Origin of the sequence: Rhodopseudomonas pseudopalustris, from assembly GCF_900110435.1 — a bacterium.
In the GTDB taxonomy this organism is placed as follows: domain Bacteria; phylum Pseudomonadota; class Alphaproteobacteria; order Rhizobiales; family Xanthobacteraceae; genus Rhodopseudomonas; species Rhodopseudomonas pseudopalustris.
The window spans coordinates 140,316-153,064 of record NZ_FODT01000002.1 but is presented as its reverse complement, the minus strand read 5'-3'; the positions used below and the strand labels follow the sequence as shown (position 1 = coordinate 153,064).

The 12,749-nt window shown below is 67.0% G+C and carries 12 protein-coding genes; 5 read left to right on the top strand and 7 right to left on the bottom strand.

Features of this window, described 5'->3' with window-relative positions:
- Positions 1 to 134: 134 nt before the first annotated feature.
- A complete protein-coding gene (locus tag BMY71_RS04050; protein WP_092681918.1) occupies positions 135 to 452 on the bottom strand; it encodes a hypothetical protein in 318 nt (105 codons plus the stop codon).
- Positions 453 to 573: 121 nt separating this feature from the next.
- Between BMY71_RS04050 and BMY71_RS04045 the strand changes: the two genes are divergently transcribed.
- Positions 574 to 1,500: a PaaI family thioesterase gene (locus tag BMY71_RS04045; protein ID WP_092682440.1), complete on the top strand. Its 927-nt coding sequence runs from the start codon at positions 574 to 576 to the stop codon at positions 1,498 to 1,500.
- A gap of 78 nt (positions 1,501 to 1,578) precedes the next feature.
- On the opposite strand, the gene BMY71_RS04040 is transcribed toward BMY71_RS04045, so the two are convergent.
- The 4 genes from BMY71_RS04040 to BMY71_RS04025 all read right to left on the bottom strand — a co-directional run bounded on the left by BMY71_RS04040 (position 1,579) and on the right by BMY71_RS04025 (position 5,976).
- Complete coding sequence (locus BMY71_RS04040; RefSeq protein WP_092681916.1) at positions 1,579 to 2,784, bottom strand: acetate/propionate family kinase; 1,206 nt, start codon at positions 2,782 to 2,784, stop codon at positions 1,579 to 1,581.
- Positions 2,781 to 4,199, bottom strand: a complete 1,419-nt coding sequence (locus BMY71_RS04035) for a bifunctional enoyl-CoA hydratase/phosphate acetyltransferase (RefSeq protein ID WP_092681914.1) — start codon at positions 4,197 to 4,199, stop codon at positions 2,781 to 2,783. The genes BMY71_RS04040 and BMY71_RS04035 overlap by 4 nt, the downstream gene beginning before the upstream one ends.
- A gap of 20 nt (positions 4,200 to 4,219) precedes the next feature.
- Complete coding sequence (fabI, locus tag BMY71_RS04030) at positions 4,220 to 4,996, bottom strand: enoyl-ACP reductase FabI (protein ID WP_092681912.1); 777 nt, start codon at positions 4,994 to 4,996, stop codon at positions 4,220 to 4,222.
- 110 nt (positions 4,997 to 5,106) lie between these two features.
- A complete protein-coding gene (locus tag BMY71_RS04025; RefSeq protein ID WP_011501547.1) occupies positions 5,107 to 5,976 on the bottom strand; it encodes an ADP-polyphosphate phosphotransferase in 870 nt (289 codons plus the stop codon).
- A gap of 543 nt (positions 5,977 to 6,519) precedes the next feature.
- On the opposite strand from BMY71_RS04025, the gene BMY71_RS04020 reads away from it, so the two are divergent.
- Positions 6,520 to 7,911 carry a hypothetical protein gene (locus BMY71_RS04020; RefSeq protein WP_011501546.1) on the top strand — a complete coding sequence of 464 codons (1,392 nt, stop codon included), beginning with the start codon at positions 6,520 to 6,522 and terminating at the stop codon, positions 7,909 to 7,911.
- A gap of 124 nt (positions 7,912 to 8,035) precedes the next feature.
- On the opposite strand, the gene BMY71_RS04015 is transcribed toward BMY71_RS04020, so the two are convergent.
- Both BMY71_RS04015 and BMY71_RS04010 read right to left on the bottom strand, forming a co-directional pair.
- On the bottom strand, positions 8,036 to 8,461 hold the full coding sequence (locus BMY71_RS04015) for a BA14K family protein (protein ID WP_011501545.1): 426 nt from the start codon (positions 8,459 to 8,461) through the stop codon (positions 8,036 to 8,038).
- Between the two features lie 235 nt (positions 8,462 to 8,696).
- A complete protein-coding gene (locus BMY71_RS04010) occupies positions 8,697 to 8,981 on the bottom strand; it encodes a hypothetical protein (protein WP_011501544.1) in 285 nt (94 codons plus the stop codon).
- A gap of 199 nt (positions 8,982 to 9,180) precedes the next feature.
- Here BMY71_RS04010 and BMY71_RS04005 point away from each other — a divergent pair, with 199 nt between their 5' ends.
- The 3 genes from BMY71_RS04005 to BMY71_RS03995 are packed head-to-tail and all read left to right on the top strand — an operon-like array spanning position 9,181 to position 12,686.
- Entirely contained in the window at positions 9,181 to 10,707 is a 1,527-nt protein-coding gene (locus BMY71_RS04005; protein ID WP_092682438.1) for an ABC transporter ATP-binding protein, read from the top strand.
- Complete coding sequence (locus BMY71_RS04000) at positions 10,691 to 11,782, top strand: ABC transporter permease (protein WP_011501542.1); 1,092 nt, start codon at positions 10,691 to 10,693, stop codon at positions 11,780 to 11,782. The genes BMY71_RS04005 and BMY71_RS04000 overlap by 17 nt, the downstream gene beginning before the upstream one ends.
- Positions 11,769 to 12,686, top strand: coding sequence for an ABC transporter permease (locus BMY71_RS03995; RefSeq protein ID WP_092681910.1), 918 nt, complete (start codon positions 11,769 to 11,771; stop codon positions 12,684 to 12,686). The genes BMY71_RS04000 and BMY71_RS03995 overlap by 14 nt, the downstream gene beginning before the upstream one ends.
- The last annotated feature ends 63 nt before the right edge of the window (positions 12,687 to 12,749 follow it).

Here is a 12,749-nt window from a genome sequence, read left to right as displayed (position 1 = left end):
CGCCCTCACAGCTTCACCGGCCCGGCCGCATCCGGCTTGCCGCGCCCCAAGCTCAGCTATAGCGCGATTCCCTGAAACCGGCGCAGCGATGATCGCAAAATCCGAGCTGCGTCGGCGACAGCCGGCTGTCGCGATCAGTAACCGTAGTCGCGATAGATCGAGTCCCAGAACGACGGCGGCGGGGTTCGGCGCCATTCGCCCACGACGCGATATTGCGGTCCGCAGCCGCCGCAGCCGCCGGTCGGCACCAGATGCTGGACGTATTGCGGCGGAGCCTCGACCCAGATCACCGGCGGCGCCTGGGGAATCCCGACCAGTCGCGGCGCCGGATAGGCGATCGGCGCGGATCGATAGGCGGGCCGGTAGGATGTCGGCGGATAGTCTGCGGCCATCGCCGACGACGCCGCCACGATCCCCGCGAGCACGGGAACAAGAAACTCGACTGCACGCACCGGGCTACTCCACACCAGAACCGATCCGGCAGCGTCGCACGATATCGTAAACAAAGCCTGCAGGTGCATCCAATCGGGGTCGCTTCCCGTGGCCGGGATCGCTTGCTACAAGATGGGCATCATGCCCGACACCTCCAGCGAACCGCGCGCGATCTCCTTCGATGAGAAGGCCCGGATGCTCCAGCTCCGCCGCTCGATCCACGGCGCCATCATCGGCCTCAAGCTCGACCGGTTCGCGCCGGCGCAGGCCTGGAGCAGCCTGCCCTATCATCCGGTGTTCGTCGGCGACACCCGCACCGGCGTCATTCACGGCGGCGTCGTCACCGCGATGCTCGACGAGAGCTGCGGCATGGCGGTGCAGCTCGCGCTGCCCGACACGCCGGCGATCGCGACGCTCGATCTGCGCATCGACTATCTGCGGCCGGCGACGCCCGGACAGGCGATCCGCGCGCACGCGCATTGCTATCACCTCACCCGGTCGATCGCCTTCGTCCGCGCCACGGCCTATCAGGACTCCGAGGCCGATCCGATCGCCAGCGCCACCGCGATGTTCATGATCGGCGCCAACCACACCGACATGCTGCGGCAGACGCCGAAGGTGCATTTCGACACCCCGCCGCCGCTGGTGGCCCCGGAGGACCCCGACGGGCCGCTCGGGATCAGTCCCTATCCACGCTTTCTCGGCATCCGGGTCAACGCCGACGCGCAGCCGGTGATGCCGTACGATCCGAAACTGGTCGGCAACCCGATCCTGCCGGCGCTGCATGGCGGGGTGATCGGCGCGTTTCTGGAAACTGCGGCGATCGTCAGCGTTCATCGCGAGATCGGCCTCGCCACCGCGCCGAAGCCGATCGGCCTGACCGTGAACTATCTGCGCTCCGGCCGCCCGCTCGACACCTACGCCAAAGTCTCGATCGTCAAGCAGGGCCGCCGCGTCGTCGCGTTCGAGGCGCAGGCCTATCAGGCCGACCCCGCCAAGCCGATCGCGTCCTGCTACGGCCATTTCAAGCTGCGCGCGGCGACCTCGCGCGACGACGCCAGAGCATGATCCCGGAACGTGGATAACGGCTCTCGGAACGGATCATGCGCGAAAGCGGTTTCGCGACAGGTCCGGCGCGTCGCCTGATCAGTCGGCGATCCGGCCGCCCTCGACCAGCCGCCAGACATGGCGGGCGATCATCAGGTCCTCGTCAGTCGGGATCACCCAGGCCGAGACCTTGCTGTCGGCAATGCTGATCCGCGCGGCGCCCGAGGCTTGCGCATTGGCGGCGGCGTCGAGCGTCACGCCGAGCCAGGCCGCCTGCTTGCACACCCTCCGGCGAATCTCCGCAGCGTGCTCGCCGATCCCGCCGGTGAACACCAGCGCGTCGAGGCCGCCGAGCGCCGCGGCGAGCGAGCCGAGTTCGCGGCCGATGCGATAGACGAACAGCGCGACGGCTTCCTCGGCGCGCGGGTCGTCGCTGGCCAACAGCGTCCGCATGTCGTCGCTGATCCCGGAGACGCCCAGCAGGCCGGATTGGCGATACAACAGATCGCTGACCTCGGCGGGCGTCATGCCCTTCTGTTCGAGCAGATACAGCACCACGCCGGGATCGAGCACGCCGGTGCGGCTGCCCATCATCAGGCCGTCGAGCGCGGTGAAGCCCATCGTGGTTGCGACGCTCTTGCGCGCGCGCATCGCGCACATGCTGGCGCCGGCGCCGAGATGCGCGACCACGACGCGGCCATAGGCGATCGCCGAGCCGGCCACGCCCGGCAGCGCGCCGGCGATGTATTCGTAGGAGATGCCGTGAAAGCCGTAGCGGCGGATGCCCTGCGCGGTGAGCTCGCGCGGCAGCGCGAACCAGGTCGCAACCGGCGGCAGGCGATGGTGGAAGGCGGTGTCGAAACAGGCGACCTGCGGCAGCGTCGGGTGCTGCTTCGCCAGCGCCTCGATCGCCGCGATATTGTGCGGCTGGTGCAGCGGCGCCAGCGTGGTGAAGCGGCGCAGCTTCGCGACCACGTCCGGATCGATGCGAACGGGAGCATCGAACAGGTCGCCGCCATGCACGACACGATGCCCGACCGCGGCGAGCCGCTGATCGGAAAAGCGCTGTTCGATCCAGCCGATCAGGGTCGCGATCGCGTCGTCATGGCTGGCGCCCTCGGCCAGATAGTCGTCGTGCACCGCCCCGCCATCGCGGTCCACCACCTTGAAATGCGGGCGATGACCGATACTGCCGATGCCGCCCTCGCAGATCAGTTGCTCCACCGTCGGCTCGGCGTGCGCCGCGTACAGCGCGAATTTGACGCTGGAGGAGCCGGCATTCAGCACCAGCAGCATGTCGCTCATGCCGCGCCTCCGGACGACACGCTGGGCAGCGCCGCCGTCCTGTGGCGCGCGACCAGCAGCGCGATCGCGCAGGAGCCGAGCCGGGCCAGGGTCTTGTCGGCGCGGCTGGTGAGGATGATCGGGACGCGCGCGCCGAGCACGATGCCGGCAACATGCGCGCGGGCGAGATATTCGAGCTGCTTGGCCAGCATGTTGCCGGCCTCGAGGTCGGGCACCACGAAGATATCGGCGCGGCCGGCGACCGGCGAGACGATACCCTTGGTCTTGGCCGCCTCGGCCGACACCGCATTGTCGAACGCCAAAGGTCCGTCGAGAATGCCGCCGGTGATCTGGCCGCGCTCGGCCATCTTGCACAGCGCCGCGGCGTCGAGCGTCGAGCGGATGCTCTCGGTGACGGTCTCGACCGCCGACAGGATCGCCACCCGCGGCTGGCCGATGCCGAGCGCGTGCGCCAGATCGATCGCGTTCTGGATGATGTCGCGCTTGTCGGTCAGTGTCGGGTAGATGTTGATCGCGGCGTCGGTGACCAGCAGCGCCCGCGGATAGTCCGGCGCATCGATCGCATAGACGTGGCTGATGCGCCGCGCGGTGCGCAATCCACGCGCCGGATCGACCACCGCGCGCATCAGTTCGTCGGTATGCAGCGCGCCCTTCATCAGCGCCTCGACCTTGCCGGCGCGCGCCAGCGCCACCGCGGCTGCAGCCGCGGCGTCGCTGTGCTCGGTCGCGACGATGTCGAAATGCGACAGATCGACCTCGGCCTGGGCGGCTGCGGCGCGGATCCTCGCATCGGGGCCGACCAGCACCGGCACGATCAGCCCGGCGCGCGCCGCCTCGACGGCGCCGAGCAGCGAGGGCGGATCGACCGGATGCACCACCGCGACGCGCAACGGCTCCAGCCCCTGCGTCATCTCGATCAGCCGTTCGTAGCGCCGCGCCGCCGGGTGCAGATCGATCTCCGGCAGATGCACGCGTGGGCGGGAGATCTTCTCGACCGGAGCGAGCACCTCGGCGAGGCCGACGATCACCTCCTCGCCTCTCTGATTGGTGGCGCGGCAATCCAGCAGCAACCGCTTCTTCGCCTCGTTCTTCTCCTTCACCTTGACGGAGACGGTGACGGTGTCGCCGAGCAGCACCGGGCGAACGAAACGCAGCGACTGGTCGAGATAGATCGTGCCGGGGCCGGGAAGTTGCGTGCCGAGCAGGGTCGAGATCAGCGACCCGCCCCACATGCCGTGCGCCACCACCTGATGGAATTGATCGCTTTTGGCGAAGGCGGCGTCGACATGCATCGGATTGACGTCGCCCGACATCACCGCGAACACCTCGATGTCGCGATAGGTCAGCGTCCGCACCAGGCTCGCGGTGTCCCCCACCGCGATCTCGTCAAAGGTGCGGTTCTGGATCTGCTCCATGAGATTCTCCAGCCGGCGGATCAGCCGACGACGTGATAGCCCGCGTCGATGTATTCGATATTGCCGGTCAGCGCGCTGGCGCCGTCGCCGACCAGGAAGGTCGCGACGTTGCCGACGTCTTCGATGCTGACGAGATTGTGCGCGGGAGCGCGGGCGCGGGTCCGCTCCAGCAGTTCGTCGAAACGCGCGATGCCGGAGGCGGCGCGGGTCTTCAGCGGCCCGGGCGACAGCGCATGGACGCGGATGCGCTTCGGCGCCAGCTCCGCCGCCATATAGCGCACCGAGCTTTCCAGCGCGGCCTTCACCGGCCCCATCAGATTGTAGTCTTCGACCACCTTCTCGGAGCCGTAAAAAGATACCGTCAACAGGCAGCCGCCATCTGGCATCAGCGGCTCGGCCAGCCGCGCCATCCGGATGAAGGAATGGCAGGACACATCCATCGCCATCGCGAAGCCGGCCTGCGAGCAATCGACCACCCGGCCTTGCAGGTCATCCTTCGGCGCGAAGGCGATCGAATGCAGCAGAAAGTCGAGCCGGCCCCATCGCTCGCCGATCTGCGCGAACACCGCCTCGAGCTGCCCCGGCTCGCGCACGTCGCAGGGGACGACGATCGGGCTCTGCAGCTGCTCCGCCAGCGGCCCGACATACGGCTTCGCCTTGTCGTTGAGATAGGTAACGGCGAGTTCGGCGCCGGCGTCGCGGAACGCACGGGCGCAGCCGAAAGCGATGCTGTCCGCGTTGGCGATCCCGACCACCAGTCCCTTTTTACCGTGCAGCGTCTTACCATGCAGCGTCATTGCGACTCCCTAACCCGCCCGATGTGTCATCCGCGTGACCAGAGCGCTTGACCAACCGCGAATGGTCGCGCGTCACACCAGCGCGGGCAGGCACGGGCCGACGCGGCGGCCTACTTCGCCAACTGACGCCGCAGTTTCAAGAGCTCCTTTCGCCGCGCCGGAGAGGTCTCGGGATACGTCATCTTCAGGTCCTCGACCGTTTCGAGAATGATCTGCGACACGATCAGCCGGGTGTTCTGCTTGTCATCCGCCGGAACGATATACCACGGCGCGTCCTCGGAGCTGGTTTCGCTGAGGCAGTGCTCGTAGGCGTCCATATAGTCGTCCCAATATTTGCGCTCCTCGATATCGGCGGCGCTGAACTTCCAGTTCTTCGCAGGCTCGTCGATCCGCGCCAGGAAGCGCTTGCGCTGCTCCTCCTTGGACAGATGCAGAAAGAACTTCATGATCCGCGTGCCGTTGGCGTGGAGATGCTGCTCGAGATCGCGGATCGAGCGATAGCGCTTGTCCCAGAAATGCTTGCCATGATGCGCATCGCTCGGAAACGCTTGGCTTTGCAGGATCTCCGGATGGACTCGAACGATCAGCACCTCTTCGTAGTAGGAGCGGTTGAAGATGCCGATCCGGCCGCGTTCCGGAAGATCGCGGGTGGTGCGCCACAGGAAGTCGTGGCGCAGCTCCGTCGCGCTGGGGTGCTTGAAGCTGAACACCTGACAGCCCTGCGGATTGACCCCGGACATCACGTGCTGGATCACGCCGTCCTTGCCGGCGGCGTCCATCGCCTGGAAGATCAGCAGGACCGCGTGGCGGTTGCTGGCGTAGAGCAGTTTCTGCTGCTCGGCCAGGTGCGCGACATAGCTGCGGAGCATTTCCTGGTAGTTTTCCTTCGACTCATAGGCCGGTTCGACCAGAGTGGGCCATTTGCCGAGATCGACCTTGGCGCCTTCCTCGACCCGAAACTGCTTGGTCCTGATCTTCATTCCCGTCCTTTCGGGCACGCTTTGCGGCCGCGGCCGGAATTCCCACAAGCCGGGGTGGCTGTGGCCGCCGCCAGAGGTCTTAGCGGGGGAGTTATAGCCGATCCGGCCGACAGCCATAGCTCGCTTCGGCGCCCCCGGACAGGATAGTCAGCGTTCGTTCATCAACGGTAACGTAGGTTCGTTCGGTCCGATCGGGGAGCCATCGGCGAGCGGACCGGACATAAAGCCACCTTAGTTGCAAGCAATTACACCGGCCGGACGGCCAAGCTCGCTGATCGCGCCCAATCTGTCGGATCAGCAGGAATGATTACGGTGCTGCAAGTGAGTTACCCGCTTCGTTGCGGGCACGCCATTCCTGGGATATCCAAGCTGGGATATTTATGCTTTCGATATTCAAGCCCGCCAGATCCATACTTGCTATATCCATGCCTGCCCTATCCGAGCCAGCCCTATCTGAGCCTGCCCTATCTGAGCCTGCCCTATCTGAGCCTGCCATATTCAGTCGCGCGATCGCAGTAGAGAACAGCTGACAGCCCCATCGACATGGAAACTTCCGTTCAAACCAAAGGCCTCGCTGCGCAGTCGCGCCTTGCCATGTCCGCGCGCATCGCGATGTTCGGGCTGCCGCTGCTGCTGCTCGCGCCCGCGCTGTGGAACGGTTACCCGCTGCTCCAATACGACACCGGCGGTTATCTGGCGCGCTGGTACGAGGGCTATCTGGTTCCGAGCCGGTCGACCACCTACGGCATCTATTTACATCTCGGCGAATCCTCGCAGTTCTGGATCAACCTCGCCTTCCAGGCGATCATTACGCTTTGGGTCCTGCAACTGACTTTGCGGGTGTTCGGTATCACACGGCCGTTCCGGCTGGCGGCGATCGGCGTCGCGCTGGTCGCCACCACGGCGCTGCCGTGGATCACCAGCATGTTGCTGACCGACATCTTCGCCGGCCTGTCGGTGCTGACGCTGTTTCTGCTGGTGGCTTTCCGCGACCGCACCTCGACGATCGAGAAGGTCCTGCTGTTCGCCTTCACCACCTTCGCCGCGGCGACCCACAGCGCCACCGTCGGCGTGCTGACCGGGCTGTGCTGCGCCGGCTGGCTCGCGCTGCCGTTCCTGCGCGGCCGACTGTCGGCGGCCGGCCTGGCTCAGGGCAGCATGACCGTGGTCGCAGGCTCGCTGCTGCTGCTCGCCACCAACTACGCGCTGTCGGGGACCGTGGCCTGGACCCCGGGCGGCTCCAGCGTCGCCTTCGGCCGGATGCTGCAGGACGGCATCGTCAAGCGCTATCTCGACGACCATTGCGCGACCGTGAAGCTCAAGCTCTGCCCCTATCGCAACGAGTTGCCGCCGACCGGCGACGACTTCCTGTGGGGCGGCAACAACATGTTCGACAAGCTCGGCCGCTTCGAGGGGCTGAGCGACGAGATGGAGTACATCTCCCGCAAGGCGCTGACCGCCTATCCGTGGATCCAGGCCAAGGCCGCCGCCAAGGCGACATGGGATCAGCTCGTTCATGTCGGCACCGGCGAAGGCACCAATGGCTGGATCCCGCACACCTACGGCATCATCGAGCGCTATATGCCGAACCAGGGCCCGACCATGCGCGCCGCGCGGCAGCAGCATTGGGACATCAATTTCAACGCGGTGAACTGGGTGCACGTGCCGGTGGCACTCGGCTCGATGGCGCTGCTGCTGGCGATCCTCGGCCGGGCGTTGTGGCGGCGCGAACTCGACGACGTCTCGCTGCTGGCCGGCTTCGTCGCGACCTCGCTGCTCGGCAATGCGGTGATCTGCGGTGTGATTTCGGGACCGCACGACCGCTACGGCTCGCGGATCGTCTGGATTGCGACCTTCGTCGTGCTGATCGCTGCGATCAAGTACTTCGTCGACAGCCGGACCGCGTCCGGGGACGAAGAAGAAGGCGCCGACTGACCCTCAGCATGATCCCGAAAACTGGACGCCGGTTTTCGGAAAGATCCTGCTCGAGAACGCATGATCAGGAAAAAAAGCCGCGCGGGACCTCCCGCGCGGCTTTCGTGTTCAGATCGCCCGGATCTTACGGGCAGGAATGACGCATCCCGTCATAGCCGAGATACGTTCCCGACGCCGGGTCATACGACCTGAAGCGCTGCGAACAATAAGCGACCGCGTCGCTGCCGCGCGCCTGGGCCTGGGCCTGGCTGCTGGCGATGGCGCCGCCGATGATCGCGCCGACCGCGAGGCCGCCGATCGCCGCGCCCGGACCCCAACCATGGCCGTGGTGGTGATGATGGCCGCGGTGCCCGTGCCAGCCACCGTGATGGCCATGAAAGCCGCCGTGATGCCCGTGCCAGCCGTGGCGGTACTGCACCTGCTGGACGTCCGACGCCGCGGCGGTTGATTGCGGGCCGACCATCATCGGCGCGGCAGCGACCGGAGCCGCCGCCATGGCCAGCGATCCGGCGATCAGCGCCATGGCCGACAGCGTGCGTGACATCTTCATTATCGTCTCCTTCTCTTATGCGAGTTCAGGAAGGCTAACGGTTCCACATCGGCGGGGTTCCGATTTTCGCACGGCAGCGACAATTCGTCCGGCTTCGGCGCGCTGTCGTACAATGAGTTCGGCGAAGACAATGCGACGCGTTCGCGTGATCCGCGATCTCGGAATCGATCGCACGATCGGCAAGGCGCATGTCAAAGCGAGGAAGGACGGGACGATGAATGGCGATCGGCGCCGGTCAGCCGATCAGCAGGGCGATCAGGGTGCCGAGAATGGTGCCTGCGCAGGCGGCCGACAGGCCGAACACCGAGCCCCACACCAGGAAATACAGCACGACCGATCCCAGATTCTTCTCGAGATCGGCGCCGTACATCAGAAACGAGGCCGCGCAGGCGACCAGCAACAGGGCGGCGATCACGATCCGGACCCACAGCGCCCGGCGCGGCGCGCGCGCCAAGAACCACGCGACCCAGCCCGAGACCGCGGCCAACGCCAGCCAGAAGATGATCAACCTGACAGCCATTCTGTTGTCCTGACTACTATGTTTGACCTATCGCGGGAAGCCGACGATCGAATGACGGCTTCGCGCCTGCAGCGCTTTTCCGATAGATTGCGAAAAACCCCGCCGATTGGAAGAGCGTAGCCCCCAATTGAATTACCCGTCTTCGTCTCAAGATCGCCCATCCGACGCCTCTGCGGCAGCGCCGCCGGAGCGTCCGCCGCTGTTTCAGGGCCTCGGCCTGACCAAGCGCTATGGCGATTTCACCGCCAATTCGGCGATCGATATCGCGATCGCGCCGGGCCAGATCCATGCGCTGCTCGGCGAGAACGGCGCCGGCAAGTCGACGCTGGTCAAAACCATCTGCGGGCTGATCCAGCCGGACGACGGCGCGATGCGCTGGCGCGGCGCGCCGTTCGCGCCCGCCGGCCCGGCCGATGCGCAGGCCTGTGGCATCGGCCTCGTCTCGCAGCATTTCGCGCTGTTCGACAATCTCACCGTCGCCGAGAACGTCGCGCTCGGACAGCGCGGCGGTGAATCACTCGACATCCTATCGAGACGGCTGGCGCAGATCGCCGAACGCTACGGGCTGCCGCTCGATCCGAAGCGCGAGGTGTGGCGGCTGTCGGTCGGCGAGCGGCAGCGGATCGAAATCGTCCGCGCGCTGATGCAGGACCCGCAATTCCTGATCCTCGACGAGCCGACCGCGGTGCTGACGCCGGCCGAAGCCGACCGGCTGTTCGATGTGCTGGAGCAATTGCGGGCCGATGGCCGCGCGCTGCTCTACATCTCCCACAAGCTCGAAGAGGTGAAGCGGCTGTGCGACACCGCCACGATCCTGCGCGCCGGTCGCGTCGTCGCCGCCTGCGACCCGCGCGCCGAGACCGCGGCGTCGCTGGCGCGGATGATGGTCGGCGTCGACGTGATCCCACCGAAGCCGCAGCCCGGCCACAGCATCGGCGCGCCGCGCCTCGTTGTGACCGGGCTCAGCCTTGCGCCCGACGATCCGCACGGCATGACGCTGAAACAGATCGATCTGCAGCTGCGCGGCGGCGAGATCGTCGGCATCGCGGGCGTCGCCGGCAACGGCCAGGACGAATTGTTCGCGGCCCTGTCCGGCGAAGCGCCGCTCGACGAGGCGCGCACGATCCTGATCGACGGACAGGCGGCCGGCGATCTGTCGATCACGGCGCGACGCCGGCTCGGCGCCGCTTTCATCCCGGAGCAACGGCTCGGCCACGCCACCGTGCCAACGATGCGGCTGTCCGAAAACGCGCTGCTCACGAGCCACGCCGATCCCGGCGTGGTGCGGCGCGGTTTCGTCGATCAGGCCGCCCTGCTCGGCCTCGTCGATCAGGTCACTGCAGCATTCGGAGTGCGCAAGGCTCAGCGCGATCCGGAGGCCGAGCGATTGTCCGGCGGCAATCTGCAGAAATTCATCGTCGGCCGCGAAATTCTGCGTCAGCCGAAGCTGCTGGTGGTCAACCAGCCGAGCTGGGGGCTCGACGCCGGCGCGGCCGCGGCGATCCGGCAGGCGCTGATCGATCTCGCCGCAGGCGGCGCGGCGGTGCTGGTGATCAGCCAGGACCTCGACGAACTGCTCGAAATCGCCGACAGCATCGCGGTGATGTATCACGGCCGGCTGTCGCCGCCGCTGGCCGCGGCCGAGACCGGTCGCGAGCAGCTCGGGCTTCTGATGGGCGGCAGCGGCTGGCCGCAACAGAGTGTGCACGATGCAATTCCTGCTTGAACGGCGCGCCGAGCGTTCGACGGCGATCGCGGCGCTGTCGCCGCTGATCGCGGTCGTGCTGACGATCGTGACCATGGCCGCCTTGTTCGCGGCGCTCGGCAAGGATCCGCTGGCGGCGCTGCATGTGTACTTCGTTGCGCCCTGGACCGACGCCTATTCGCTGCAGGAGATTGCGGTCAAGGCGTCGCCGCTGGTGATGATCGCGGTCGGGCTTGCGCTGTGCTATCGCGCCAATGTCTGGAACATCGGCGCGGAAGGGCAGCTCCTGATCGGCGCGGTGGCGGGAAGCTGGCTCGCGGTGAAAACGCACGGCGTCGAGACCGGGCCATGGCTGCTGCCCGCGATGCTGCTGATCGGCGCGGCCGCGGGCGCGCTCTATGCGCTGATTCCGGCGCTGTGCAAGGTGCGGTTCGGCGCCAGCGAAATCCTGATCAGTCTGATGCTGGTCTACATCGCCGACTTCGCGCTCGATTATCTGGTGCGCGGACCGTGGCGCGATCCGGCCGGCTTCAACTTCCCGACCACCGCCGAATTCGACGCCGCCGCGACCATGCCGCTGCTGATCGCGGGCAGCCGTCTGCATGTCGGCGTGATCCTCACCGTCCTGTTCGTGATCGGCGCGGCGATCCTGCTCGGCAAGACGCTGAAGGGTTTCGAGATCCGCGTCGTCGGCGCGACGCCGCGCGCCGCGCGGTTCGGCGGCTTCAATGCCGACCGGCTGGTTCTGTTCACCTTCGCGATCTCCGGCGCGCTGGCGGGGCTTGCCGGCATCATCGAGGTCGCCGGCCCGATCGGCCACCTGCAGCCCGGGATCTCGCCGGGTTATGGCTTCACCGCGATCATCGTGGCGTTTCTCGGCCGGCTCAATCCGATCGCGATTCTCGCCGCGGGATTGTTCCTGGCGCTGACCTTCATCGGCGGCGAGCAGGCCCAGATCGCGATGAAGATCCCGCAGGACATGACAAGGGTGATCCAGGGCATCCTGCTGTTCTACGTGCTCGCTTGCGACTCGCTGATCCTGTATCGGGTCCGGCTGATCGCGACGCATCGAAAGGCCGGCGATGGACATGTTTGAGGCGATCCTTTTGTCGATCGTCACCGCCTCGACGCCGCTGCTGCTGGCGGCGAGCGGCGAACTCGTCACCGAGCGGGCCGGCGTGCTCAATCTCGGCGTCGAGGGCATGATGATCCTCGGCGCGGCCTGCGGCTTCGGCGGCGCATGGCTCACCGGCTCGACCACGGTCGGCGCGCTGTGCGGAATTGCGGCCGGCATGACGTTGGCGGCGCTGTTCGCAGCCATGACCATCGGGCTCGCCGTCAATCAGGTCGCGGCCGGGCTGGCGCTCACCATTCTGGGCACCGGTCTCGCCGGGCTGATCGGGCTGGGCTTCGTCGGCGAGCGGATCGCCGCCGCACCGCAGCTCGCGATCCCCGGTCTGACGACGCTGCCGGTCGTCGGCCGATTGCTGTTCGGGCAGGACGCCTTCGTCTATCTGTCACTGGGACTGATCGCCGCAATCGCATTCGTCCTGGTCCGCACCCGGGCCGGCCTGATCCTGCGCGCGGCCGGCGACAATCCCGCCTCCGCGCACGCGCTGGGCTACGACGTCGCGCGGATCAGGACGCTGGCCGTGCTGTTCGGCGGCGGCTGCGCCGGGCTCGCCGGCGCCTGTCTGCCGCTGGCCTATACGCCGTTTTTCGCGCCCGGCATGACCGCCGGCCGCGGCTGGATCGCGCTGGCGCTGGTGGTGTTCGCCTCGTGGCGGCCGGCGCGGCTGCTGGCCGGCGCCTATCTGTTCGGCGCGGTGTCGATCCTGCAACTCCACGCCCAGGCATTCGGCGTCGGCCTGCCCTCGCAATTGATGTCGGCGCTTCCCTATCTTGCCACGGTGATCGTATTGGTGCTGATCTCCCGCGGCCGCCGCGGCGGCTCGGTTGGGCCGGCGGCGCTCGGGACGGCGTTCGTGCCGGACCGGTAGATCCTGTGGAATCGCGCGAGACGGGGCGACGCGGTTCGGAACGATGACAGTCCCCCGACGACG

Bases quoted from the DNA above. Each gene is read 5' to 3' on its own strand.
- BMY71_RS04045 (WP_092682440.1), top strand. From the start codon at position 574: ATGCCCGACACCTCCAGCGAACCGCGCGCGATCTCCTTCGATGAGAAG.
- BMY71_RS04040 (WP_092681916.1), bottom strand. From the start codon at position 2,784: ATGAGCGACATGCTGCTGGTGCTGAATGCCGGCTCCTCCAGCGTCAAA.
- BMY71_RS04035 (WP_092681914.1), bottom strand. From the start codon at position 4,199: ATGGAGCAGATCCAGAACCGCACCTTTGACGAGATCGCGGTGGGGGAC.
- fabI (WP_092681912.1), bottom strand. From the start codon at position 4,996: ATGACGCTGCATGGTAAGACGCTGCACGGTAAAAAGGGACTGGTGGTC.
- BMY71_RS04025 (WP_011501547.1), bottom strand. From the start codon at position 5,976: ATGAAGATCAGGACCAAGCAGTTTCGGGTCGAGGAAGGCGCCAAGGTC.
- BMY71_RS04020 (WP_011501546.1), top strand. From the start codon at position 6,520: ATGGAAACTTCCGTTCAAACCAAAGGCCTCGCTGCGCAGTCGCGCCTT.
- BMY71_RS04015 (WP_011501545.1), bottom strand. From the start codon at position 8,461: ATGAAGATGTCACGCACGCTGTCGGCCATGGCGCTGATCGCCGGATCG.
- BMY71_RS04010 (WP_011501544.1), bottom strand. From the start codon at position 8,981: ATGGCTGTCAGGTTGATCATCTTCTGGCTGGCGTTGGCCGCGGTCTCG.
- BMY71_RS04000 (WP_011501542.1), top strand. From the start codon at position 10,691: ATGCAATTCCTGCTTGAACGGCGCGCCGAGCGTTCGACGGCGATCGCG.
- BMY71_RS03995 (WP_092681910.1), top strand. From the start codon at position 11,769: ATGGACATGTTTGAGGCGATCCTTTTGTCGATCGTCACCGCCTCGACG.